At 56.0% G+C, this 22833-nt stretch carries 23 protein-coding genes; 10 read left to right on the forward strand and 13 right to left on the reverse strand.

Translation table 11 applies throughout. From position 1 onward, the window contains the following. Positions 1-71 precede the first annotated feature (71 nt). Together mlrA and CKK19_RS03230 are read left to right on the forward strand one after the other, a co-directional pair. On the forward strand, positions 72-812 hold the full coding sequence (gene mlrA, locus CKK19_RS03225; RefSeq protein WP_022648677.1) for an HTH-type transcriptional regulator MlrA: 741 nt from the start codon (positions 72-74) through the stop codon (positions 810-812). Positions 813-880: 68 nt separating this feature from the next. After that, on the forward strand, positions 881-994 hold the full coding sequence (locus tag CKK19_RS03230) for a protein YohO (RefSeq protein WP_022648678.1): 114 nt from the start codon (positions 881-883) through the stop codon (positions 992-994). Here the strand turns inward: CKK19_RS03230 and CKK19_RS03235 are convergent. The 5 genes from CKK19_RS03235 to bglX all read right to left on the reverse strand — a co-directional run bounded on the left by CKK19_RS03235 (position 969) and on the right by bglX (position 7154). Then, positions 969-1706 (reverse strand): ABC transporter permease, encoded by a 738-nt coding sequence (locus CKK19_RS03235; RefSeq protein ID WP_022648679.1) that lies wholly within the window; start codon positions 1704-1706, stop codon positions 969-971. The two genes, CKK19_RS03230 and CKK19_RS03235, sit on opposite strands and share 26 nt — an antisense overlap. Further along, positions 1690-2640: an ABC transporter ATP-binding protein gene (locus CKK19_RS03240; protein WP_022648680.1), complete on the reverse strand. Its 951-nt coding sequence runs from the start codon at positions 2638-2640 to the stop codon at positions 1690-1692. The genes CKK19_RS03235 and CKK19_RS03240 overlap by 17 nt, the downstream gene beginning before the upstream one ends. Next, positions 2633-3790, reverse strand: coding sequence for an ABC transporter permease (locus CKK19_RS03245; RefSeq protein WP_023300579.1), 1158 nt, complete (start codon positions 3788-3790; stop codon positions 2633-2635). Before CKK19_RS03245 ends, CKK19_RS03240 begins: the two co-directional genes overlap by 8 nt. A gap of 12 nt (positions 3791-3802) precedes the next feature. Beyond that, positions 3803-4720: an ABC transporter substrate-binding protein gene (locus tag CKK19_RS03250; RefSeq protein ID WP_063853850.1), complete on the reverse strand. Its 918-nt coding sequence runs from the start codon at positions 4718-4720 to the stop codon at positions 3803-3805. A 136-nt stretch (positions 4721-4856) separates the two neighbouring features. After that, positions 4857-7154, reverse strand: coding sequence for a beta-glucosidase BglX (bglX, locus tag CKK19_RS03255; protein WP_063853851.1), 2298 nt, complete (start codon positions 7152-7154; stop codon positions 4857-4859). Positions 7155-7343: 189 nt separating this feature from the next. Between bglX and dld the strand changes: the two genes are divergently transcribed. Next, positions 7344-9101, forward strand: a complete 1758-nt coding sequence (gene dld / locus CKK19_RS03260; protein ID WP_023330164.1) for a D-lactate dehydrogenase — start codon at positions 7344-7346, stop codon at positions 9099-9101. Positions 9102-9203: 102 nt separating this feature from the next. After that, positions 9204-9758 (forward strand): GNAT family N-acetyltransferase, encoded by a 555-nt coding sequence (locus CKK19_RS03265; protein WP_058646977.1) that lies wholly within the window; start codon positions 9204-9206, stop codon positions 9756-9758. 105 nt (positions 9759-9863) lie between these two features. On the opposite strand, the gene pbpG is transcribed toward CKK19_RS03265, so the two are convergent. Both pbpG and CKK19_RS03275 read right to left on the reverse strand, forming a co-directional pair. Further along, positions 9864-10787: a D-alanyl-D-alanine endopeptidase gene (gene pbpG, locus CKK19_RS03270; RefSeq protein ID WP_006811291.1), complete on the reverse strand. Its 924-nt coding sequence runs from the start codon at positions 10785-10787 to the stop codon at positions 9864-9866. 167 nt (positions 10788-10954) lie between these two features. Beyond that, positions 10955-11542 (reverse strand): Yip1 family protein, encoded by a 588-nt coding sequence (locus tag CKK19_RS03275; protein WP_003859296.1) that lies wholly within the window; start codon positions 11540-11542, stop codon positions 10955-10957. 157 nt (positions 11543-11699) lie between these two features. Between CKK19_RS03275 and CKK19_RS03280 the strand changes: the two genes are divergently transcribed. Next, positions 11700-12272 (forward strand): DedA family protein, encoded by a 573-nt coding sequence (locus CKK19_RS03280; RefSeq protein ID WP_063853852.1) that lies wholly within the window; start codon positions 11700-11702, stop codon positions 12270-12272. A gap of 101 nt (positions 12273-12373) precedes the next feature. Here the strand turns inward: CKK19_RS03280 and CKK19_RS03285 are convergent, their stop codons facing one another. Further along, positions 12374-13138 (reverse strand): SDR family oxidoreductase, encoded by a 765-nt coding sequence (locus CKK19_RS03285; protein WP_022648687.1) that lies wholly within the window; start codon positions 13136-13138, stop codon positions 12374-12376. Between the two features lie 50 nt (positions 13139-13188). Then, positions 13189-14607 (reverse strand): multidrug resistance outer membrane protein MdtQ, encoded by a 1419-nt coding sequence (gene mdtQ, locus CKK19_RS03290; RefSeq protein ID WP_063853853.1) that lies wholly within the window; start codon positions 14605-14607, stop codon positions 13189-13191. A 205-nt stretch (positions 14608-14812) separates the two neighbouring features. Between mdtQ and yohP the strand changes: the two genes are divergently transcribed. Continuing rightward, on the forward strand, positions 14813-14896 hold the full coding sequence (gene yohP / locus CKK19_RS03295; RefSeq protein WP_000698460.1) for a small membrane protein YohP: 84 nt from the start codon (positions 14813-14815) through the stop codon (positions 14894-14896). 45 nt (positions 14897-14941) lie between these two features. On the opposite strand, the gene dusC is transcribed toward yohP, so the two are convergent. Continuing rightward, on the reverse strand, positions 14942-15877 hold the full coding sequence (gene dusC / locus CKK19_RS03300) for a tRNA dihydrouridine(16) synthase DusC (RefSeq protein ID WP_022648689.1): 936 nt from the start codon (positions 15875-15877) through the stop codon (positions 14942-14944). 168 nt (positions 15878-16045) lie between these two features. On the opposite strand from dusC, the gene CKK19_RS03305 reads away from it, so the two are divergent. From CKK19_RS03305 to sanA, 4 genes are all read left to right on the forward strand, one after another. After that, positions 16046-16441: a CidA/LrgA family protein gene (locus tag CKK19_RS03305; RefSeq protein WP_022648690.1), complete on the forward strand. Its 396-nt coding sequence runs from the start codon at positions 16046-16048 to the stop codon at positions 16439-16441. Further along, positions 16438-17133 carry a CidB/LrgB family autolysis modulator gene (locus tag CKK19_RS03310; RefSeq protein ID WP_038416419.1) on the forward strand — a complete coding sequence of 232 codons (696 nt, stop codon included), beginning with the start codon at positions 16438-16440 and terminating at the stop codon, positions 17131-17133. Before CKK19_RS03305 ends, CKK19_RS03310 begins: the two co-directional genes overlap by 4 nt. 128 nt (positions 17134-17261) lie before the next feature. After that, a complete protein-coding gene (gene cdd / locus CKK19_RS03315; RefSeq protein ID WP_022648692.1) occupies positions 17262-18146 on the forward strand; it encodes a cytidine deaminase in 885 nt (294 codons plus the stop codon). Positions 18147-18273: 127 nt separating this feature from the next. Continuing rightward, on the forward strand, positions 18274-18984 hold the full coding sequence (gene sanA / locus CKK19_RS03320; protein ID WP_022648693.1) for an outer membrane permeability protein SanA: 711 nt from the start codon (positions 18274-18276) through the stop codon (positions 18982-18984). A gap of 127 nt (positions 18985-19111) precedes the next feature. On the opposite strand, the gene mglC is transcribed toward sanA, so the two are convergent. The 3 genes from mglC to mglB form a co-directional block, all read right to left on the reverse strand. Continuing rightward, positions 19112-20122 carry a galactose/methyl galactoside ABC transporter permease MglC gene (mglC, locus tag CKK19_RS03325; protein ID WP_022648694.1) on the reverse strand — a complete coding sequence of 337 codons (1011 nt, stop codon included), beginning with the start codon at positions 20120-20122 and terminating at the stop codon, positions 19112-19114. Positions 20123-20137: 15 nt separating this feature from the next. Next, on the reverse strand, positions 20138-21658 hold the full coding sequence (mglA, locus tag CKK19_RS03330; RefSeq protein ID WP_003859320.1) for a galactose/methyl galactoside ABC transporter ATP-binding protein MglA: 1521 nt from the start codon (positions 21656-21658) through the stop codon (positions 20138-20140). A gap of 79 nt (positions 21659-21737) precedes the next feature. Then, on the reverse strand, positions 21738-22736 hold the full coding sequence (gene mglB / locus CKK19_RS03335; RefSeq protein WP_022648695.1) for a galactose/glucose ABC transporter substrate-binding protein MglB: 999 nt from the start codon (positions 22734-22736) through the stop codon (positions 21738-21740). Positions 22737-22833 lie beyond the last annotated feature (97 nt).

A 22833-nucleotide genomic window follows, 5' to 3' on the forward strand; every position in this document is an offset into this window, starting at 1 on the left:
GAATCAAATCTTCCTGGTTCCGCAAAGTGGGTCTACAGTTAAGCTGGGGACGCGCAAGCCTGGGGGCGAAAATGGCGCTTTACACGATAGGTGAAGTGGCACTCCTGTGTGATATCAATCCCGTTACGCTACGGGCGTGGCAGCGACGGTATGGATTGCTTAAGCCGCAAAGAACGGACGGCGGGCACCGCCTGTTTAACGATGCGGATATTGACCGGATCCGCGAGATCAAAAGCTGGATCGACAATGGCGTACAGGTAGGCAAGGTGAAGTCGCTTCTGAGCCAGGACGATCCTGATACGCAGCATCTCTGGCGCGAGCAGCAGGAAACGCTGCTGAGGCTGTTGCAGACCGGCAATTTGCAGCGTCTGCGCGGCTGGATCAAAGAACAGGGTCGAGACTACCCCGCGCAAACCCTGATCACCCATCTTTTTATTCCCCTACGGCGTCGGCTTCAGTGTCAGCAAACCACCTTACAGGCACTGCTCAGTATGCTTGATGGCGTGCTGATTAACTATATTTCCGTCTGTCTTGCCTCAGCGCGGAATAAAAACAGCAAAGATGCGCTGGTGATCGGCTGGAACGTCCACGATACCACCCGGCTGTGGCTCGAAGCCTGGATTGCCACCCAGCAGGGCTGGCGCGTTGACGTGCTTGCACACTCCCTGGCACAGCTCAGGCCGGAACTGTTTGAGGGGCAGACGCTGCTGGTCTGGTGTGGCGAAGTCCCCTCCGCTTCCCAGCAGCAGCTCCTGACGGAATGGCGCGAACATGGTTATCCCGTTTACTCGCTGGGGCCAAATGCGTTGTAACGCATTTAATGGTTCATTAACAGCTGCGCTTCACCGTATAATTGTTCCGTTAACAACAGGAGCACATGATGAAGGCAACGAAACTGGCCGTAATTACCCTATTTGCACTGATGGCCGTCAGCGGTATCGGTGGCGTTATGCTTGCAGGTTACTCGTTTATTGTTCGCGGCGGTGTTGGCTGAGGTATCCGGCCAGGCGTTCAAACAGGCGATCCACCACAATCGCCGCCAGCGCAACCAGAACCGCCCCCTGAATAATATAGGCCGTGTTAAACCCGCTTAACCCAATAATGATTGGCGTCCCCAGCGTATTGACCCCGACCGTCGACGCGATGGTTGCCGTACCAATGTTGATGATCACGGACGTCCGCACACCGGCAATAATCACCGGTGCGGCCAGCGGCAGTTCAACCTTCAGTAGCCGCTGCCAGGCGCTCATTCCCATCCCTTCCGCTACGCTCAGCACCGATGCAGGCACCGCCGCAATGCCCGCCAGCGTCCCTTGCAGAATGGGCAACACGCCGTACAAGATCAGCGCAATGATGGCAGGCTCCTGCCCAAAACCGATCGCCGGCACGGCAATCGCCAGCACGGCCACCGGCGGGAAGGTCTGCCCCGTTGCGGCGATGGTCTCCACCAGCGGACGGAACTCCCTGCCCGCAGGCCGCGTCACCGCAATACCGGCACCTGTGCCCAGCACGATGGCAATCACGCTTGACGCCGCTACCAGCCAGAAGTGCGCCAGGGTGAGATTAACAAAGCTCTCCTGCTGGTACACCGGGCGCGGCAGCCCGGGAATAAGCGCATTAAACAGCGCCGCGCTGTGCGGCATCAGGTAGAGTAAGGCGATAAACAGCCCTGTCAGCCAGAGTAACGGATCACGGACCCACTTCACGCGTCACCTCCCCCGCCAGCAGATCGCGAAAATGGATCGTCCCGCATGGTGTCCCCTGCCCGTCCGCAACGGGCAACACCTCACACTGCCGGGCGACAAACGCCGAAAGGGCATCGCGCAGGCTCATCCCGTCATGCAGCGGTTCACCACCGATTTGCGCATCCTGCGGACGCAGATAGTCCCTGACGGTGCGCAGCGAGAGCAGCCTGACACCCAGCTCGCTGCGGCCAAAGAACTCACGCACAAAATCGTTTGCCGGCGACGTTAACAGCTCAAGCGGCGTACCCTGCTGGACGACTTCGCCGTGATCCATCAGTACCAGACGATCGGCCAGCCGCAGTGCTTCGTCGATATCATGCGTCACCAGCACGATGGTGCGCCCGAGAATACGGTGGATGCGGCTCATCTCGGCCTGAAGTGCGCCGCGGGTGACCGGATCCAGCGCGCCGAAGGGCTCATCCATCAGCAGTACCTGCGGGTTAGCGGCCAGCGCGCGCGCCACCCCGACCCGCTGCTGTTGTCCGCCGGAAAGCTGGTGCGGGTAGCGGTCGCGAAGCGACGCGTCCAGGCCCAGCAGCGCCATCAACTCGTCGACACGCTCATTGATCTTCCCCCGGGACCATTTTTCCAGCTGTGGCACGGTGGCAATGTTCTGCGCCACCGTCCAGTGGGGAAACAGGCCGATGGACTGAATGGCGTAGCCCATACGCCGCCGCAGCTCCAGCACCGGCAGGCTGCGGATCTCCTCTCCGGCAAAGCGAATCGTCCCGCTGTCGTGCTCCACCAGCCGATTGATCATCTTCAGCGTCGTCGATTTTCCCGACCCCGACGTCCCGATCAATACCGAGAACGCCCCCTCGGCAAAATGCAGATTGAGATGGCTTGCCGCCGGACGGCCCGCAAAGGTTTTACTCACATCATGAAATTCAATCATTGGCTCTTCTCCTGAGCAGCGCGAGCCACAGGGCAAATAAGGCATCCAGCACGACCGCCAGCGCAATCGTGGGCACAACGCCCAGCAACACCAGATCCAGCGCGCTGCTGAGCAGCCCCTGGAACACCAGCGCCCCAAAGCCGCCCGCCCCGATCAGCGCGGCAATCACCGCCATCCCAACGGTTTGCACCGTCACCACCCGCAGGCTGCGAACCAGCAGCGGAAGCGCAAGCGGCAGCTGTATTTTCCAGAAACACTGGCGCGCACTCATCCCCATCGCATGGGCGCTTTCCAGCACGTCGGGCGGAACCTGGCTTAAGCCCGCCACCACGCCGCGCACCAGTGGCAGCAGCGCATACAACACAAGGGCAATCAGCGCCGGGGTCAGCCCGGTTCCGGCAATGCCTGCCGCGGCCAACGCAGGGAAGGATTTAACCAGACCGGCGAGGGGGGCAATCAGCAGGCCAAACAGGGCAACGGAGGGGATGGTCTGAATAACGTTGAGCACGGTAAAGACGGCACCCTGGCGGCTGGGATGTCGGTAGCACCACATGCCCAGCGGCACGCCCAGCAGCAGCGCCGGGACCAGCGTCCCGAACAGGATCGTCAGATGTTGCGCCAGTGCGTTGTCAAACACCTCCTGGCGGTTGACGTACTCTTTTAACAGCGAGAGTTGATTCAGATCGCCGCTGAAGAGGATCAGCAGGGGAATAACCCAGAATTGCGCGTTCAGCAGCCAGCGCCACACAGGTATCGGCGTCAGGCGGCGAATGGCATCGCTACAGGCCAGCAGGCAGAGTGCCAGCCACAGCCACAGGCCGCTGCCAATCGACGTGCGCGCCAGAGGGCTTTCAACCGAGGCCATCTGCGTTGCCGCCTGTCCCGCGCTCCAGAACAGTACGATAAACAGCGCTTCGCTGAGCAGAAGCGTCAGCCACAGCGCGGTTCGCCCCGGCCAGAAGGCTAAGACTACGGTACTCGCCAGCGCCGCGCCCAGCAGCAGCGGCGTAAATGCCCAGATCTGCCACAGCGCGCGCGGTTCGCCCGACACCAGACGGTTTGGCGCGACATTCACAAAAGGTAACGCGACCGCCACGATGGCCACACAGACCAACAGCAGCAGGACGCGGTTATGACATTTTATTGGCACAGCCTTATCCCGTTACTTCACAAGCCCTTGTTGTTTCAGGAAGTCGGCAGCCACTTTTTTGGCATCCAGCCCCTCTACGGCAATGCTGGCATTCAGCTGTTGCAGCGTTTTCGCATCCAGTTTTTCAAACACCGGTTTGAGCCAATCGTCGATATCCGGGTAGGCTTTCAGCACCGCCTCGCGCACGACCGGGGTTGGGGCGTAAATTGGCTGAACGCCTTTCGGGTCGGTCAGGGTTTGCAGACCAAGTGCCGCGACCGGGCCGTCGGTGCCGTAAGCCATCGCCGCGTTGACGCCGGAGGTTTGCTGCGCCGCCGCCTTAATGGTCACCGCCGTGTCGCCGCCCGCCAGAGAGAGCAGCTGTGCCTGATCGAGCTTGAAATCATAAGCTTTTTCAAACGCTGGCAGGGCATCAGCGCGCTCGATAAACTCTGCCGAGGCCGCGAGCTTAAACTCGCCCTTATCTTTCAGGTAGCGGCTGAGATCGTCAAGCGAGGTGAGCTTGCCTTTCTCGGCGATATCTTTGCGCACCGCGATGGTCCAGGTGTTATTGGCCGGTGCCGGTGTAAGCCAGACCAGCTTATTTTTTTCCGCGTCCAGCTTTTTGACTTTTTCGTACCCGGCTTTGGCATTTTTCCAGGCCGGATCGTTTTCATCCTTGAAGAAGAATGCCCCGTTGCCGGTGTATTCCGGGTAGATATCCAGCTCGCCGGAAGTGATAGCACCGCGCACGACAGGCGTAGTGCCAAGCTGCACTTTATTGACCGTTTTCACGCCGTGGCTTTCGAGCACCTGCAAAATGATATTGCCGAGCAACGCGCCCTCGGTATCAATTTTGGAACCCACCTTAACCGGCTCTGCGGCCTGTAACGGCAGGCTCAGCGCCGCCAGAAGCACCGCCGGCCCTGTAATCCCCTTAATAATCGTCATTCTGCTTTCCTCATTATTTTGTGGCCTTTTTCATAGGCTTGAGAGAAAAGCGTAGCTTAAAACAGTGAATTTAACCGTTTTTCGTACCAGATGAGAGGCATCCCCCGCCAGGCGGGGGATAGGGAGAAAGGTAAGACTATTGCAGTTCAAACTCGGCTTTGTTCACGCGGGCGGAATCCACGCCGATGAAGACGTTGAATTTGCCAGGCTCGGCATCGTATTTCATCTGCTGATTCCAGAACTTCAGCGCATTTACGTCAATCGGGAAGCTGACCGTTTTGGTTTCGCCCGGTTTCAGGTTGACCTTTTCGAAGCCGCGCAGCTGTTTCACCGGACGGCTCATGGAGGCCGTGACATCCTGAACGTACATCTGGATCACCGTCGCGCCTTCGCGTTTGCCGCTGTTGGTCACTTCCACGCTGACGGTCACTTTGCCGTCACGCTTCAGGGTCGGCGCCGACATTTTCACGTCAGAGACCTTAAACGTGGTGTAGCTCAGGCCATAGCCAAACGGATAGAGCGGGCCGTTAGCCTCGTCGAAGTAACGGGACGTGTACTTGTTCGGCTTGTCGGCGTTGTACGGACGACCGGTGTTCAGGTGGCTGTAGTAAACCGGGATCTGCCCGACGGAGCGCGGGAAGGACATCGGCAGCTTGCCGGACGGGTTGTAATCGCCAAACAGCACGTCGGCAATGGCGTTACCGCCTTCGGTACCGGCGAACCAGGTTTCCAGAATGGCGTCAGCCTGCTGGTCTTCTTTCACCAGCGCCAGCGGACGCCCGTTCATCAGCACCAGCACCAGCGGCTTGCCGGTGGCTTTCAGGGCCGCGATCAGGTCACGCTGGCTTTGCGGGATAGTGATGTCGGTCCGGCTGGAGGCTTCGTGCGCCATCCCCTGCGCTTCACCCACCACGGCGACCACCACGTCGGACTGCTTCGCGGCGTTAACCGCTTCGTCGATCATCTCTTTCGGCGTGCGTGGATCCACCTTCACCGCTTCCTCATACTGGTTGAGGAAGGTCACGATGTCTTTATCGTCGGTGACGTTTGCGCCTTTGGCGTAAACCACTTTTGCATTATCACCCACAGCGCTCTTAATGCCTGTCAGCACGGTAACGGACTGATCCGCCACGCCTGCGGCGGACCAGCTGCCCATGACGTCACGCTTGCTGTCGGCCAGCGGACCGACCACGGCAATGGTGCCGGATTTTTTCAACGGCAGCGTGTCGAGACGGTTTTTCAGCAGCACCAGGCTTTCGCGCGCCACTTCGCGGGCTTCTTTGCGGTGCAGGCGGCTTTCAGCATTGGTGTCTGCCGGGTCAGACTCCTTCGGCCCCAGATGGCTGTAAGGATCGTTAAACAGCCCCATGTCATATTTCACGTTCAGCACGTGGCGAGCGGCATCGTCCAGCTCCGCCATCGTCACCTTGCCGCTCTTCACCAGCCCCGGCAGGTATTTGCTGTAGTATTCGTCGCTCATGCTCATGTTGATGCCGGACTTGAGTGCCACGAGTACCGCATCTTCCGGGTCAGACGCTGTGCCGTGCTTGATCAGCTCTTTAATCGCCCCGTGATCCGAAACGGTGATGCCCTTGAAGCCCCACTGGTCGCGCAGCACATCTTTCAGCAGCCACGAATCGGAGGTGGCAGGCGTGCCGTTGAGAGAGTTCAATGCCACCATCACCGCGCCGCTGCCCGCGTCCAGCCCCGCTTTGTACGGCGGCATATAGTCGTTAAACAGGCGCTGCGGGCTCATGTCCACGGTGTTGTACTCTTTGCCGCCTTCCACCGCGCCATAGGCGGCGAAGTGCTTGACGCTGGTCATCACCGAGTAACGATCTGCCGGACTTTTGCCCTGCATCGCTTCCACCATGGTTTTGCCCATCGTGGCGGTTAAATAAGTATCTTCCCCAAAGCCCTCCGAAGCACGGCCCCAGCGCGGATCGCGCGAGACGTCTACCATCGGCGCCCAGGTCATGTTCAGGCCGTCGTCTGCGGCTTCATATGCCGATACGCGCCCGACGGTTTTCACCGCATCGAGGTTAAAGGAGGAGGCTAAGCCGAGGCTAATCGGGAAGACGGTACGCTGGCCGTGCACCACGTCGTAGGCGAAGAACAGCGGAATTTTCAGGCGGCTCAGTTCCATCACCTGATCCTGCATTTTGCGGATATCCTGGCGGGTAATGGTGTTAAAAATGGCTCCTACCTGCCCGTCTTTGATCATCTCGCGAATGGCTTCTTTCGGGTTCTCCGGGCCGACGCTGATCAGGCGCAGCTGGCCGATTTTCTCATCGACCGTCATCTTTTTAAGTAAATCCGTGACAAAGGCGTCGCGGGCTTCAGGCGTGAGCGGGTGATTACCAAACAAATCCTCTGCCAGCGCAGGTTGGAGCGCCAGGCTGACGGCGACACCTACAGAACATAGCCATTTCATGTTGTTATTCTCTCTCATCAATAACCGCGGGAAGCACCCGGCCAGACCGTGCGAAAAGCGCAGTGTGCCACAAAGCCTGAAAACCTTGCAGGGTTATTCTCTGATTTTTCTCATGAATACCCGACCGCTCAACGGCTAATCGCGCTATGCTTTACAGCGAGAAATTTGCCCCACCACAAGGAGTGGAAGATGTCTTCTGTTCGAACTAACGATAACACTACTTTTATTAACGAACTGTCGCGCCTGGTTGGTCACTCTCACCTGCTTACCGACCCGGCCAAAACCGCCCGCTACCGTAAGGGCTTTCGCTCCGGCCAGGGCGACGCGCTGGCGGTGGTCTTCCCCGGTACGTTGCTCGAACTGTGGCGCGTGCTCAGCGCCTGCGTTGCGGCAGACAAGATTATTTTAATGCAGGCTGCTAACACCGGCCTGACTGAAGGCTCCACGCCGAACGGCAACGATTACGATCGTGACATCGTGATTATCAGCACCCTGCGCCTCGACAAACTGCACCTGCTGGACAAGGGTGAACAGGTACTCGCCTTCCCCGGCACCACGCTCTACTCGCTGGAAAAGGCGCTTAAGCCGCTGGGTCGCGAACCGCACTCGGTGATCGGCTCTTCGTGCATAGGTGCCTCGGTGATCGGCGGGATCTGCAATAACTCCGGCGGCTCGCTGGTGCAGCGCGGCCCGGCCTACACGGAGATGTCGCTGTTTGCCCGTATCGATGAAAACGGCAAGCTGACGCTGGTTAACCATCTGGGGATCGATCTGGGTGTAACGCCAGAGCAGATCCTCAGCAAACTTGACGATGACCGCGTGAAGGACGAAGACGTTCAGCACGATGGCCGTCACGCGCATGACCACGATTACATCACCCGCGTGCGCGATATCAATGCCGATACGCCAGCGCGCTATAACGCCGATCCGGATCGCCTGTTTGAATCCTCCGGCTGCGCGGGCAAGCTGGCCGTTTTTGCGGTGCGCCTCGATACCTTCCCGGCAGAGAAAAAGCAGCAGGTGTTTTACATTGGCACCAATCAGCCGGAGGTGCTGACGGAGATCCGCCGTCATATTCTGGCCGAGTTCACTCACCTGCCGGTGGCGGGCGAGTATATGCACCGGGACATTTATGACATCGCCGAGCGCTACGGCAAAGATACCTTCCTGATGATCGACAAGCTCGGCACCGACAAAATGCCGTTCTTCTTCACCATGAAGGGCCGCACCGACGCGATGCTGGAGAAAGTGTCGCTGTTCAAACCGCACTTCACCGACCGCTTTATGCAGAAACTGGGCAACGCCTTCCCGGCGCATTTACCGGAGCGGATGAAGACCTGGCGCGATAAGTATGAGCACCACCTGCTGCTGAAAATGGCCGGGGACGGAATTGCCGAAGCGCAGAGCTGGCTCACCGAGTTCTTCAAAACTGCCGACGGGGATTTCTTCGCCTGCACGCCGGAAGAAGGCAGCAAAGCCTTCCTGCACCGCTTCGCCGCGGCGGGTGCGGCTATCCGTTATCAGGCTGTGCATTCCGAAGAGGTAGAGGATATTTTGGCGCTGGATATTGCCCTGCGTCGCAACGATACCGAGTGGTTTGAACATCTGCCGCCGGAGATTGACAGCAAGCTGGTGCACAAGCTCTATTACGGCCACTTCATGTGCTATGTCTTCCACCAGGATTACATCGTCAAAAAAGGGGTGGATGCGCATGCGTTGAAAGAGCAAATGCTGGCGTTGCTGCACGAGCGTGGCGCGCAATATCCTGCCGAGCACAACGTGGGGCATTTGTACAAAGCGCCGGAGACGCTTAAACAGTTTTATCGCAAAAATGACCCTACAAACAGTATGAACCCCGGCATTGGTAAGACAACGCGGAAGAAATACTGGAAAGAGAGTGCCGAAACAGAGGAGCACAATACGCAAGCCTCTGATGAACGCCTATAGCCAAATTTAAGAGATTGTTAAGCTCTCCTCAATCGTACTAGAGTATCTGCCTGTTGCCAGAGAAACGTTTCTCTGGCTTTCCAAACAAGGAGCGGGCAGAACATGTCGGCTGTAGAGATTTTACCCGAAACTGAAATCGAGGTGCGCGACGCCCTTCCTGACGATGCACATGCCATCTCGGCGATATACGCCTGGCATGTGCTTCATGGCCGTGCGTCGTTCGAGGAAGTTCCCCCCACCGTCGATGAGATGCGTCAGCGGATGAAGAGTGTGACCGACAGCGGTTTACCGTGGCTGGTTGCGCTGTATCGCGGCATTGTCGTCGGCTATTGCTACGCCACGTTTTATCGTCCACGCCAGGCCTACCGGTACACCCTTGAGGAATCCATCTATGTGGATGCCAGCACCACCGGGCGCGGGTTTGGTACGGCGCTGATGGATGCCCTGATTGCACGGTGTGAGCAAGGTCCCTGGCGGCAGATGATTGCTGTGGTCGGTGACGGAAACAATAATGCGGGATCGTTACGGCTGCATAAAAAACATGGCTTCGAGGTTGTCGGTCAACTGCGCAGCGTAGGGTATAAGAAGGGCGACTGGCGGGATACGTTGATCATGCAGCGTCCACTCAACGATGGTGACTGGACGCTGCCGGAGTAGGCGCTTTCGCCCGGTGGCGCTCCGCTTACCGGGCCTACGTATCGGGGCCGCTTTAGGGCCGTAGGCCGGGTAAGGCGAAGCCGCCACCCGGCACAGACAGGCGACTCAGTCGTTCTGCGCCGTCGCCATCTGTTCCGCTTTCTGCTTTTTATACGCCAGCGCTGAAGCCGGCACCGGCTGCACTTTCCCGGTTTCAATCCAGGTGCGCAGGCGGCTGGCATCCGCAAAGTGGGTATATTTGCCGAAGGCATCCATCACCACCAGCGCCACTGGTTTACCGTTAAACACGGTGCGCATCACCAGGCAGTGCCCTGCCGCATTGGTGAATCCGGTCTTGGTTAACTGAATATTCCAGTTATCGCGATACACCAGATGGTTAGTGTTGCGGAACGGCAGCGTATACGCCGGGTTCGAGAATGTCGCCATCTCCTCACGCGTGGTGCTGAGCTGACCAATCAGCGGGTATTGCTTACTGGCGATCAGCAGCTTGGTTAAATCACGCGCCGTCGAGACGTTATGGATCGACAGACCGGTTGGCTCCACGAAATGGGTATTTTTCATCCCCAGCGCTTTGGCTTTGGCATTCATCGCGCGGATAAACGCGTCGTAACCGCCAGGATAATGGTGGGCAAGGCTCGCCGCCGCGCGGTTCTCTGAGGACATCAGCGCCAACAGCAGCATATTTTTACGGCTGATTTCACTGTTCAGACGCACGCGAGAGTAGATCCCTTTCATCTCTGGCGTGTGGCTGATATCCACTTTTAGCTTTTCGTCCAGCGGCAGTCGTGCATCAAGCACCACCATCGCGGTCATGACTTTGGTTATGGAAGCGATCGGGCGCACCAGATCCGGGTGACTGGCGTAGATCACCTTGTTGGTATTCAGGTCAACGATCATCGCGCTGCCGGACGCAATCTGGGGTTGCGCAGCAGCGGTGGCAACTGCGGGCGTTTTGGCGATGGCTGGCGCGGTAGCGGAGACGCCCAACAGTAGCGCAAGACTAAGGAGTGACACTCGAAATTTCAGCATGATGAGACTTCTGATAATGATTCACGCACGTTATGACGTACACCGCCTGTGTCGACGGATAAACACAGGCTGGCTTCGGCATCATAGCGGTCACCGTGCGTTGTCGCCAGCGGAGAATCATAACCAGATGCTGCATTGCTGGCATTTACGCCAGCAATGCAGGGGACTTAAAAGAGACGGTATCCATAACCCCAAAGAATAACTGTCAGGGCCAGTAGCGCCTCAAGGACCAGCACGCCGATGGCAAGCGTAGAGCTGGAGAAGCTCAGGCCCTCTTCTTTATTGATGTTGAGGAAGGTTGGCACTCCTACATACAGCAGATAACCAGTGTAAAAGAGGGCAACCGTACCGATCAGCGCACACAGCCAGACCAGTGGATAGAGCGCAACAATACCGCTTAAGAACAGCGGGGTCGCGACGTATCCGGCGAAGACCATACAGTGTGCCAGCGACGGGCGCTGCGGATAGTTGCGCGCCATCCAGTGGATGACCCGCCCCATTACCGCCACCCCGGCCAGCATCAGGCCATAAAACAGAATGGCCAGGTACAGTCCGGTAAACCAGGAAAGCTGAACCACGGTGCCGTCACCAAAGTTCCAGCCTATTTGCGTAGTACCTATAAACGCGCAGACCACCGGCACCGCTGCCATCAGCAGGACGTGGTGGGTGTAGTGATGCGCGACCGTTTCGTTCTCGTTACGGATGACCTGCATTTCACGATCGGGATGGGAGAAAAGTCCCCAGACATGGTTCATAACGCCCCCTTGTTGTCGGCCCGTCAGCGATAGCTAAAGTATAATGCAGGCTTTAGATTATTTTATGTACAGTGGGAAATTTCCGTTGATTGCCGCGTGGTTGATGGATGGGGTATATGATTAACGCAGGCACAGTAAGGGAGACGACATTTACTTAATGGATATCAACGGTCTTATTGAACAATATGGATACGCCGCGCTGGTCATCGGCAGCGTGGCAGAGGGTGAAACCATCACGCTGCTGGGCGGAGTGGCCGCACATCAGGGATTGCTGAAATTCCCGCTGGTGGTCGCCGCCGTCGCACTGGGCGGTATGATTGGCGACCAGCTGCTCTACTTTCTGGGTCTGCGCTTTGGTCCGACGCTTTTACAACGTTTTGCTAAGCATCAAAAGAAAATTCGTCGTGCTCAGCGGCTTATCCAGCGGCATCCCTATATGTTTGTGATTGGCACCCGCTTTATGTATGGCTTTCGCATCATTGGGCCAATACTGATTGGCGCGAGCCGCTTACCGCCGAAAATTTTCCTGCCGCTGAACATTATCGGGGCGATTGCCTGGGCGCTGATTTTTACCACGCTTGGCTACATGGGTGGCGAAGTGATAGGCCCGTGGCTGCATAATCTCGATCAGCATCTTAAACACTGGGCCTGGCTGATCCTGGTTGTTGCGGTGGTGATTGGGGTACGGCTGTGGCTCAAGCATCGTGAAAAGCGGCGGGATGAAGAGTGAGTGCGGCCTGCTGCCCCTCACCCTACCCCTCTCCCCAAAGGGGAGAGGGAACTCTATACCCCCTCTCCCCTTTGGGGAGAGGGCTGGGGTGAGGGGAATATTTATTCTGCTGGCTTAAACTGCGGATTCGCCAGCATAAAACCGCCGTCGACGATAAACGACTGCCCGGTGGTGTAGCTGGCGTCGCTGTCACACAGCCACGCCACCAGGCTGGCTATTTCTTTGGTATGCCCTGGCCGTGCCAGCGGGATTTCCGGCATTGAACCTTCTTTCACTTCGCTGTCGTCCATATCATTCATCGGCGTGGCGATCGCACCAGGCGCAACGGCGTTCACCAGAATCTTATGTTTAACCAGCTCCAGCGCCATCGATTTTGTTAACCCGCCCAGCGCATGTTTGGCCGCCGTATAGGCGCTGGCGTCCGGCAATGGCGTATGTTCATGCACCGAGGTGATGTTCACGATCCGCCCCCCTTCTCCCTGCTTCACCATCTGACGCGCCGCGATTTGCGAGCAGAGAAACGCGCCGTCCACGTCAACGGTGAATATGTGCCGCCAGTCGTCAAACGACAGGTCCAGAAATGGCGCTTTGTTCATCGCCCCGGCATTGTTTACCAGCACATCCAGCCGCCCGAAACGCGTAATCAGGGTTTCAATGGCCTTTGCGCCTTCCGGCAAATTGCTTAAGTCGAGCTGGATGGCCTCGGCACGCTGCCCGCGCGCTTCAATTTCACGGCAGGTTGCCAGCGCCCCTTCCTCATCTGAATGCCAGGTCACCCCGATATCAAACCCGCGTTCGGCCAGCATCAGGGCCGTCGTTTTGCCAATTCCTGAATCCGATGCGGTAACAATTGCGACTCGCGTCATACTCACCTCCTGAAAATCTGCAAAGAGGTAAGTATAGATAATGCGCGATTTTAGCTGTGATGATATCCGCCACCCAGCGCGGAGGTGAGCTGGAGCGTGGCATCCACGTACTGACCTTTCAGCATCAACCCGGCAATACGCTCTTTGAGCGCCGGAATTTTTGCTTCACTCACCCGCGAGCCGGCAATGATCCCCGCGCTGAAGCGCGCCTGTGCCAGCGCAACGACGCGCGCCGCATCTTTTTCGATCTGCTGCTGGTGCTGATTTTTGGCGGTCAGGGTTTCCACTTCGCTGGCCGTCCGGGCAACCTGGTTTACGGCGTCCACTACGGCCTTGTTGTAGTTCGCCACGGAGAGGTTGTTTTGCGCCTGGGCGATATCCAGGTTCGCATTCAACCGACCGCTGTCAAAAATTGGCAGCGTCAGACCCGCGGTTACGCCCATTTGCTGAGCAGATGAGCGGAACAGGTCGCTAAGGTGCAATGCATCCTGCTGCAAGAACGCCATCAAATTGATGTCAGGGTAGAACGCGGCTCTGGCGGCATCCACTTCGCTCATGGACGCTTCGATATACCAGTGCGCCTCCTGCAAATCCGGGCGGCGAGCCAGCAGCTCATAACCGAGCATTGACGGCAGCGACGCCTCTGCGTCAGGTAAGGCCTGCCGGGCGAGCGTGACTGAAGGGGTATTGGTCAATGCATTCAGACGCGCCTCAATGGCCTTCATTTTGCCGTGCACGTCAGCGAGCTGTTCATCGGTTTTGCTGGCATTGATATCTGTTTCAACGCCTTCCACCGAGGAGGTAATGCCGTGCTGATAAAGCTCACGATCGGCACCGATGATATTTTCCTGCTCCCGTTTGATCTGCGCGAGCACGTCACCCACCGCGGCCTCGGTCTGCCAGTCCCAGTACAGCCGCGCGACGCTGCTGGCGAGCAGCTGTCGGGTCTGCTCCAGCTCCGCTTTTTGCGCATTCACTTTACCGATGCGGGCCTCAATTTGGGCGCGGTTTTTACCCCATAAATCCAGATCCCATCCGGCCATCAGACCAAAGGTGCCGTTGGTGTACCAGGGTCCGGTTGTCCCCGCCGCCGGGTCAGTCAGGGCGAATGGCCCCATCAGCCCCTCTGCCGACATCTTTTGCCGTTCCACATCTGCGGAAAAATCCATTTGTGGACCATCAGCAGCGACAGCGGCTTTCGCCTGTGCTTCTGCCAGGGTGATGCGCTGCCGGGCAATTTGCATATCCGGTGCATCCGCCAGCGCTTTAGCAATCAGCGCGTTAAGCTGAGGGTCATTAAAATCTTTCCACCATTCGTTTTTTGGCCAGTCGGCATGACTTAGTTGGGTATTTACAGCAGCGGCGGCGGCTTGCGTTTTCACTGGAGACACCGTGGCATGTTCCGGCGCGCAGGCGGACAGCATAAAAATAAGGGGAGCACTCAGAGATAAAGTAAGAGAACGTTTCATTACGCCATAAACTCAAAAAAAATAAAGGCGCAACTTACGCTTACTGACGTTCCGTTTTTTAGTAACGCGTGGCAATCCGCATATTGTTATACATTTTCATATCCGGAAATTTATTCCCCAAGCGAATGATTTAATTTCACCTATTCATACCAATTATGAATTGACTGCTACACTTACTGACGACAGACATACGCAGGAGAGGCGAATGAAAATATTATTGTGGGCTATTTTGATTATATTTCTGATAGGGCTGCTGGTGGTAACCGGCGTATTCAAAATGATTTTCTGATACGTTTGCCCGGCTCCGCGCCGGGCAAACGTATTCACACTTCACTCAGTGCTTCGACTGGATCACACGGGCAATATCCGCCGACGTCTGTAGCGTACGGATCTCCTGAAATAATCCCAGCGCGTCGTCGTACTCTTTCCGTAAATAACTCAGCCACTGCTTAATGCGCGCGACATGATACAACCCGGTATCGCCCTGCTTTTCCAGCCGCGTGTATTTTTGCAGGAGTTTCACCACGTCCGCCCACGGCATCCGCGGCTCATTGTATTTCACCACCCGGCTGAGGTTCGGCACGTTCAGCGCACCGCGGCCAATCATCACGGCATTACAGCCGGTCTCTTTGAGGCAGGCCTGCGCGCTCTCATAATCCCAGATTTCGCCGTTAGCAATCACCGGAATAGTAAGCCGTTTGCGGATCTCGCCAATCGCCTGCCAGTTAATGCGCTCGGCTTTATAACCATCCTCTTTGGTTCGCCCGTGCACCACCAGCTCGGTGGCGCCCGCCTGCTGCACCGCGTCGGCAATTTCAAACTGCTTGTCGCCGCTGTCCCATCCCAGACGCACTTTGACCGTCACCGGTAGATGCGATGGCACCGCCTCACGCATGGCCTTTGCGCCGCGATAAATCAATTCCGGATCTTTGAGTAACGTCGCCCCGCCGCCGCTGCCGTTGACCAGCTTTGACGGACAGCCGCAGTTAAGATCGACACCGTACGAGCCAAGCGCTACCGCGCGGGCGGCGTTTTCCGCCAGCCACTCAGGATACTGGCCGAGCAGCTGGACGCGCACCAGCGTACCGGAGGGGGTGCGGCTCTGACGATGCAGTTCCGGACAGAGACGATAAAATGATTTTTCTGGCAGCAACATATCGACCACGCGCAAAAACTCCGTCACGCAGAGATCGTAATCGTTCACCTCGGTAAGCAGCTCGCGCACGAGAGAGTCGAGCACGCCTTCCATCGGGGCCAGTAAAACACGCATTCTGAGTACCTTTGAAAAAAGACGCGCTATAGTAGCTGCTCTCTATGTATGTTGAAAGCCCGGCGTTCCATTCTGGAATGTCTGGTATGCCCAAAATTCATGATGTGATCCGTGGCACATTTTCAGGTTTAATTGTATGATGAATACGTCTCAGCAAGGACTTTCACCATGAGCAAATCACTGAATACTATCTGGCAATACCTTCGCGCCTTCGTCCTGATTTATGCCTGCCTGTACGCCGGCATTTTTATCGCGTCGCTGCTGCCTATTACCATCCCCGGCAGCATTATCGGCATGTTGATCCTGTTTGTGCTGCTGGCATTACAGGTGCTGCCCGCGAAATGGGTCAACCCGGGGTGCTTCGTTCTCATTCGCTATATGGCCCTGCTTTTTGTGCCTATCGGCGTTGGGGTTATGCAGTATTACGATGTGCTTAAGGCGCAGTTCGGCCCGATAGTGGTCTCCTGCGCCATCAGTACGCTGGTAGTTTTCCTGGTCGTCAGCTGGAGCTCACACATTGTGCATGGCGAACGTAAGGTCATCGGGGAGAAAACAAAAAAATGATGGCGAATATCTGGTGGTCCCTGCCGTTAACCCTGGTGGTGTTCTTTGCTGCGCGTAAGCTTGCGGTTCGTTTCAAAATGCCGTTGCTCAACCCGCTGCTGGTCGCCATGGTGGTGATTATTCCTTTTCTGCTGCTCACCGGCATTTCTTATGAACGTTACTTCGCCGGGAGCAAGATCCTCAACGATTTGTTGCAGCCTGCCGTGGTGGCGCTGGCGTTTCCTTTATATGAGCAACTGCATCAGATCCGCGCGCGCTGGAAATCCATCATAACCATCTGCTTTGTGGGTAGCCTTGTTGCGATGATCACTGGTACCTCGGTGGCCTTATTGATGGGCGCATCGCCGCAGATCGCCGCCTCTATCCTGCCTAAATCCGTTACTACGCCGATTGCCATGGCCGTGGGCGGCAGCATCGGCGGCATTCCGGCCATCAGCGCCGTGTGCGTGATTTTCGTCGGTATCCTGGGCGCGGTGTTTGGTCATACACTGCTGAATATCATGAAAATTCGGACCAAAGCGGCGCGCGGTCTGGCGATGGGTACCGCCTCGCACGCGCTGGGCACCGCACGCTGCGCGGAGCTGGATTATCAGGAAGGGGCATTCAGCTCCCTGGCGCTGGTGATCTGCGGGATTATAACCTCCCTGGTCGCGCCGTTTATCTTCCCGATTATTCTGGCAGTAATGGGCTAAAATTTGCGATGCGTCGCGCAAATTTCATTTTCATTTCATAAGTTGCATACATAATGAGATTTGGATCACATATAAAGGCCGTACGGCTCCGTACACTACCGATCCATTAACCTTGATGAGGCAACGTCATGCATCCACGTTTTCAAGCTGCTTTCTCTCAGCTTGCAGAGAATTTGCAATCAGCCCTGGCTCCGGTTCTGGCGGATGCGCATTTCCCCGCCCTGCTGACGGCAGATCAGGTCACGACGCTTAAACAGGCAACGGGGCTGGACGAAGACGCGCTGGCTTTCGCCCTGCTGCCGCTGGCGGCTGCTTGCGCCCGCGCTGACCTTTCCCATTTTAACGTAGGCGCAATTGCGCGCGGCGTGAGCGGGACCTGGTACTTCGGCGGGAACATGGAGTTTCTCGGTGCGACCATGCAGCAAACCGTTCATGCGGAGCAGAGTGCCATCAGTCACGCCTGGCTGCGCGGCGAAAAGGCCCTGCGCGCCATCACCGTCAACTATACCCCTTGCGGCCACTGCCGCCAGTTTATGAATGAGCTGAACAGCGGTCTTGAACTGCGTATCAACCTGCCGGGACGCGCGCCGCATACGCTGGGTGATTACCTGCCGGATGCTTTTGGCCCTAAAGATCTTGAGATCAAAACCCTGCTGATGGACGAGCAGGACCACGGTTACGCGCTCTCAGGGGATGCGCTCAGCGAAGCGGCCATTGCCGCCGCCAATAAAAGCCACACCCCATACAGCAAATCACCAAGCGGCGTCGCCCTTCAGTGCCGCGACGGCCGCATCTTCACCGGCAGCTATGCAGAGAACGCCGCGTTTAACCCGACGCTGCCTCCGCTCCAGGGCGCCCTGAACCTGCTCAGCCTGAACGGGTATGACTACCCGGATATTCAGCGCGCGATCCTCGCTGAAAAGGCCGATGCACCGCTGATCCAGTGGGACGCGACCGCAGCCACGCTGAAAGCGCTGGGCTGTTCAACCATCGACCGCGTGCTGCTGGCATAATCTGTTCGGCGGGCAGATCTGCCCGCCAGTCTGACGAAAAACCCCTCAGTTGAATCGCTGTTTCTTGCGCTAACCAGGCGGGTACAGTAGCCTGAGGGAAATTTCATCATCGGTACGAGCCATCTGCATGTTAAAGCGCGTGTTTTACAGCCTGTCTGTCCTGGTCGGCATACTGCTGTTGATCGTGCTGGGTCTCGACCGCTGGATGAGCTGGAAAACAGCTCCCTACATTTTTGACGACCTACAGGACCTCCCCTACCGCCAGGTTGGCGTGGTGCTTGGCACCGCCAAGTATTACCGCACCGGCGTCATCAATCAGTATTACCGGTATCGTATTCAGGGCGCGCTGAACGCCTATAACAGCGGCAAGGTGAACTATCTGCTGCTGAGCGGCGATAACGCGCTGCAAAGCTATAACGAGCCGGTGACGATGCGCAAAGACCTGATTGCCGCAGGCGTCGACCCGGCCGATATCGTGCTCGACTACGCCGGATTCCGCACGCTTGATTCCATCGTGCGTACCCGCAAGGTGTTCGACACCAATGATTTCATCATCATCACCCAGCGTTTCCACTGCGAGCGGGCGCTGTTTATCGCCCTGCATATGGGGATCCAGGCCCAGTGCTACGCCGTGCCGTCGCCAAAAGATATGCTGAGCGTACGCGTACGTGAGTTTGGCGCTCGTTTTGGCGCGCTGGCTGACCTGTACCTGTTCAAGCGTGAACCGCGCTTTTTAGGCCCGCTGGTGCCGATCCCAACGATGCACGAAGTGCCTGAAAATGCGCAAGGTTATCCGGCGGTGACGCCGGAGCAGCTGCTGGAAATGCAGAAGAAGTAATAACTGATGTCGGGTGGCGGCTTCGCCTTACCCGACCTACGATCGCGATTTTGTAGGCCCGGTAAGCGTCGCGCCACCGGGCAAAAAAAGGCCCGCTACGTGAGCGGGCCTTTCCATTCTGAAGAACTTATTTCTTACGCGCGTACTTCAGTGAATCCAGGGCAACCGCGAAGATAATGATCGCGCCCTTGATGATGTACTGCCAGTACGGGTTCACGCCGATGTAGGTCAGGCCGTAGTTGATCACGGTGAAGATGATCACACCGGTCACCACGCCCAGCACGGTACCCACGCCGCCGCTGAAGGAGACGCCGCCGACCACGCAGGCCGCAATCGCATCCAGTTCGTACATAAAGCCGAGGTTGTTGGTGGCAGAGCCGATACGGCCTGCTTCCAGCATCCCGCCGAAGGCGTAGAACACACCGGACAGGGCATAAATCATCAGCAGGTTCAGAGCCACGTTGACGCCGGAGACTTTCGCCGCTTCCGGGTTGCCGCCGATAGCAAAGATGTTTTTACCGAAGCGGGTTTTGTTCCACAGGATCCAGACGAACGCCACCGCAATCAGCGCATAGAAGGTGATATAGGAGAGACGGAAGCTGCCCAGCGCAACAAACCCCTGCGTGAAGGTCGAGAAGCCGCTTTCGAAGCCAGAGATTGGAGACGCGCCGACGAAATCGTAGTACAGGGAGTTGATACCATAAACGATGATCATCGTGCCAAGCGTGGTGATGAATGGCGTCACGTTCAGGTAAGCAATGATGATGCCGTTAATCAGGCCAATTACCGCGCCGATGGCGCATACGATCAGGATCACCACGAAAATCGGCATGGTCGCCATCTCCGGGAACACCTTGTTGGCGTTTTCCATCGACTGCAACAGGGTTGCCGCAATAACCGCCGCCAGACCCACCTGGCGCCCTGCCGAAAGGTCTGTCCCCTGGGTAACGATGAGCCCTGCCACGCCCAGTGCGATGATAATACGAACGGAAGACTGGGTCAGAATATTACTTAAGTTCAGCAGACTTAAGAACGTTGGGTCCTGGAAAATAATTATCGCCAGCAAGACTAAAAGAACAACGTAAATACCGCCTTCTTTCAGATAAGTGAGAAAACTTTTTTTATTTAACGCACTCATGAGGAGCCCCTGATCTTAAAGGTGCAAAGACGCAAGACGCAAAATTTCGTTTTGCGTTGTCGTTTTGGTTTCAACAATACCGGCAACTAGACCATTGCTCATAACCAGAATACGGTCTGTGATCCCTAACAATTCCGGCATTTCGGAAGAAATAATAATGATCCCTTTATCTTTTTTCGCCAGCTCTGCGATCAGCTGGTAAATCTCGAATTTTGCACCCACGTCGATACCACGCGTAGGTTCATCCAGCATCAGTATTTCAGGCTGGGTTAACAGCCAGCGACCAATAATGACTTTCTGCTGGTTCCCTCCCGAGAGTGAGCCAATTTGCGTGCGGTGGCCCGGCGTTTTCACGCGCATGGAGTCAATCACCCACTGGGTATCGCTCTTCATGCGGGAATTATCCAGCAACCCGACCTTGTTTTTGTAATTGCGAATATTAGAAATTAACGAGTTAAAGTTAATATCAAGATAAGCGTAAATACCGGTGGAACGCCGCTCTTCCGTCACCAGCGCAAAACCATTATTAATGGCTTCGTTGGCATTATGGTTGTTGATTTTCTTACCGTGCAGGGTAATGGTGCCTTCTGCTTTCTCACGGATACCAAACAGGGTTTCCACGATATCGGTGCGCTTAGCGCCCACCAGCCCTGCGATACCAAGGATCTCGCCCTTGTGCAAATCGAAAGAGACATCGCGGATGGACGGCTGACGCAGTGAGGTCAGGTTACGCACCTCCAGAATCACTTCGCCCGGCTTGTTTTCTTTATCCGGGAAGCGCTGGTTCAATGAACGGCCAACCATCATGGCGATGATCTTGTCCATGTCCAGCCCTTCCAGCGGCTGGGTGGCAATCCACTGGCCATCGCGCAGGATGGTAATTTCATCGCACAGCTGGAAGATCTCTTCCATTTTATGTGAGATATAGACAATGCCGCAGCCGCGATCTTTCAGCTTACGGATGATGGTAAAAAGGTGGTTAACCTCTTTTTCCGTTAATGACGATGTCGGTTCATCCATGATCACGATTTTCGCATCATAGGAGAACGCTTTGGCAATTTCGATCATCTGCATCTGGGAAACGGATAATGTCCCGACGCGTGCGCGCGGGTCAATATCAATATCCAGCTCATCGAAAATGGCTTTGGTGTCGCGATACATTTTATCCTGATCGACAAAGACACCTTTGGTTGGATAGCGGCCCAACCACATATTATCCATAACTGAACGTTGCAGAACCAGGTTTAATTCCTGGTGTACCATCGAGATACCGTTCTCCAGCGCTTCTTTCGCTGAATGGAAGTCGATCTCTTTTCCCTGAAAAAGAATGCTGCCAGAATCTTTTTGATAGATCCCAAAAAGGCATTTTAATAATGTTGATTTACCCGCACCGTTTTCACCCATTAACGCATGAATAGAGTGAGGACGAACTTTTAAATTAACATTATCGAGCGCCTTAACACCGGGGAATGACTTGTTAACACCGGTCATTTCCAACAAGTATTCACCGGACGACTGAGTAGTTGTGCTGACCATAATTATACCTTGTTGGCCTCGCATATCGCGTTATAAAAGGGCGCAACGAATTGCGCCCAGTGAAGACAATTCAGATAACTTATTTACCGATAAACTCAGCCAGGTTGGACTGGTCTACGCCCACGTAAGGAACGCGAACGATTTTGTTTTCAATTTTCCAACTGGTGCCGTCAGCAGCGCCTTTACCATCAGCGAGGTTTTTCGCCAGATCGAAGGTGGCTTTCGCCTGGTTGTTAGCATCGTTCAGCACGGTACCGGCCATTGCGCCAGATTTCACCAGCGCCAGCGCTTCTGGAAGGGCATCCACACCGAATACAGGAATGGCGGATTTGTTGTGTGCTTTCAGCGCTTCAACTGCACCCATTGCCATTGCATCGTTGTTGGCGATGACCACTTCAATTTTGTTGGCGTTCGGGCCAGAGAGCCACGCATCCATCTTATCTTTCGCCTGAGCGGTGTCCCACATTGCGGTGTCTAACGCCAGCTGCTGGGTTTTCAGGCCCTTGTCGTTCAGCTCTTTAATAACGTAGGTGGTACGTGCTTCAGCATCCGGATGGCCCGGTTCGCCTTTCAGCAGAACGAACTGAATCTGACCATCTTTGTTCATATCCCAGTTTGGGTTCGCCGCCCAGTGTTTCGCAATCAGATCGCCCTGGATAATCCCGGACTCTTTGGAGTCAGTACCCACGTAATAGGCTTTATCGTAGCTGTCCAGCGCTTTACGGGAAGGCTCTTTGTTGAAGAAGACAATCGGCACGTTCTGGCCGCGTGCTTTCTCGATCACCGTACCTGCCGCAGCCGGGTCAACCAGGTTAATAGCCAGCGCTTTCACGCCTTTTGCCAGAAGAACGTCAATCTGATCGTTCTGTTTGGACTGGTCATTCTGGGAGTCATTCATCAGCAGCTGCACGTCTGGCGCTGATTTAGCATCTTTTTCAATTGCTTTACGCACAACGGACATGAAGTTGTCGTCGTATTTATAGATAGTCACGCCAATACGGGTATCCGCTGCGTGTGCTGCTGCGCCAAAAAGCATGCTTGCCATGACAGCAGACAGAGTCAACACCTTCTTATTCATGGTATCTCCGGTTTTTTTTATGCAGGGTAGTTCTTGTGAAAAACGGTCGGCGGGCAGATGTTAATAAAACGTTACTGATCGCCGAAGTTCACTTATA

The sequence above is a fragment of the Enterobacter sp. CCUG 70166 genome (assembly GCF_020224095.1).
In the GTDB taxonomy this organism is placed as follows: Bacteria; Pseudomonadota; Gammaproteobacteria; order Enterobacterales; family Enterobacteriaceae; genus Enterobacter; species Enterobacter intestinihominis.

Coding starts and splice junctions, on each gene's coding strand:
- mlrA (WP_022648677.1), top strand. CDS start 72: ATGGCGCTTTACACGATAGGTGAAGTGGCACTCCTGTGTGATATCAAT.
- CKK19_RS03230 (WP_022648678.1), top strand. CDS start 881: ATGAAGGCAACGAAACTGGCCGTAATTACCCTATTTGCACTGATGGCC.
- CKK19_RS03240 (WP_022648680.1), bottom strand. CDS start 2,640: ATGATTGAATTTCATGATGTGAGTAAAACCTTTGCGGGCCGTCCGGCG.
- CKK19_RS03250 (WP_063853850.1), bottom strand. CDS start 4,720: ATGACGATTATTAAGGGGATTACAGGGCCGGCGGTGCTTCTGGCGGCG.
- bglX (WP_063853851.1), bottom strand. CDS start 7,154: ATGAAATGGCTATGTTCTGTAGGTGTCGCCGTCAGCCTGGCGCTCCAA.
- dld (WP_023330164.1), top strand. CDS start 7,344: ATGTCTTCTGTTCGAACTAACGATAACACTACTTTTATTAACGAACTG.
- CKK19_RS03265 (WP_058646977.1), top strand. CDS start 9,204: ATGTCGGCTGTAGAGATTTTACCCGAAACTGAAATCGAGGTGCGCGAC.
- pbpG (WP_006811291.1), bottom strand. CDS start 10,787: ATGCTGAAATTTCGAGTGTCACTCCTTAGTCTTGCGCTACTGTTGGGC.
- CKK19_RS03275 (WP_003859296.1), bottom strand. CDS start 11,542: ATGAACCATGTCTGGGGACTTTTCTCCCATCCCGATCGTGAAATGCAG.
- CKK19_RS03280 (WP_063853852.1), top strand. CDS start 11,700: ATGGATATCAACGGTCTTATTGAACAATATGGATACGCCGCGCTGGTC.
- CKK19_RS03285 (WP_022648687.1), bottom strand. CDS start 13,138: ATGACGCGAGTCGCAATTGTTACCGCATCGGATTCAGGAATTGGCAAA.
- mdtQ (WP_063853853.1), bottom strand. CDS start 14,607: ATGAAACGTTCTCTTACTTTATCTCTGAGTGCTCCCCTTATTTTTATG.
- yohP (WP_000698460.1), top strand. CDS start 14,813: ATGAAAATATTATTGTGGGCTATTTTGATTATATTTCTGATAGGGCTG.
- dusC (WP_022648689.1), bottom strand. CDS start 15,877: ATGCGTGTTTTACTGGCCCCGATGGAAGGCGTGCTCGACTCTCTCGTG.
- CKK19_RS03305 (WP_022648690.1), top strand. CDS start 16,046: ATGAGCAAATCACTGAATACTATCTGGCAATACCTTCGCGCCTTCGTC.
- CKK19_RS03310 (WP_038416419.1), top strand. CDS start 16,438: ATGATGGCGAATATCTGGTGGTCCCTGCCGTTAACCCTGGTGGTGTTC.
- cdd (WP_022648692.1), top strand. CDS start 17,262: ATGCATCCACGTTTTCAAGCTGCTTTCTCTCAGCTTGCAGAGAATTTG.
- sanA (WP_022648693.1), top strand. CDS start 18,274: ATGTTAAAGCGCGTGTTTTACAGCCTGTCTGTCCTGGTCGGCATACTG.
- mglC (WP_022648694.1), bottom strand. CDS start 20,122: ATGAGTGCGTTAAATAAAAAAAGTTTTCTCACTTATCTGAAAGAAGGC.
- mglA (WP_003859320.1), bottom strand. CDS start 21,658: ATGGTCAGCACAACTACTCAGTCGTCCGGTGAATACTTGTTGGAAATG.
- mglB (WP_022648695.1), bottom strand. CDS start 22,736: ATGAATAAGAAGGTGTTGACTCTGTCTGCTGTCATGGCAAGCATGCTT.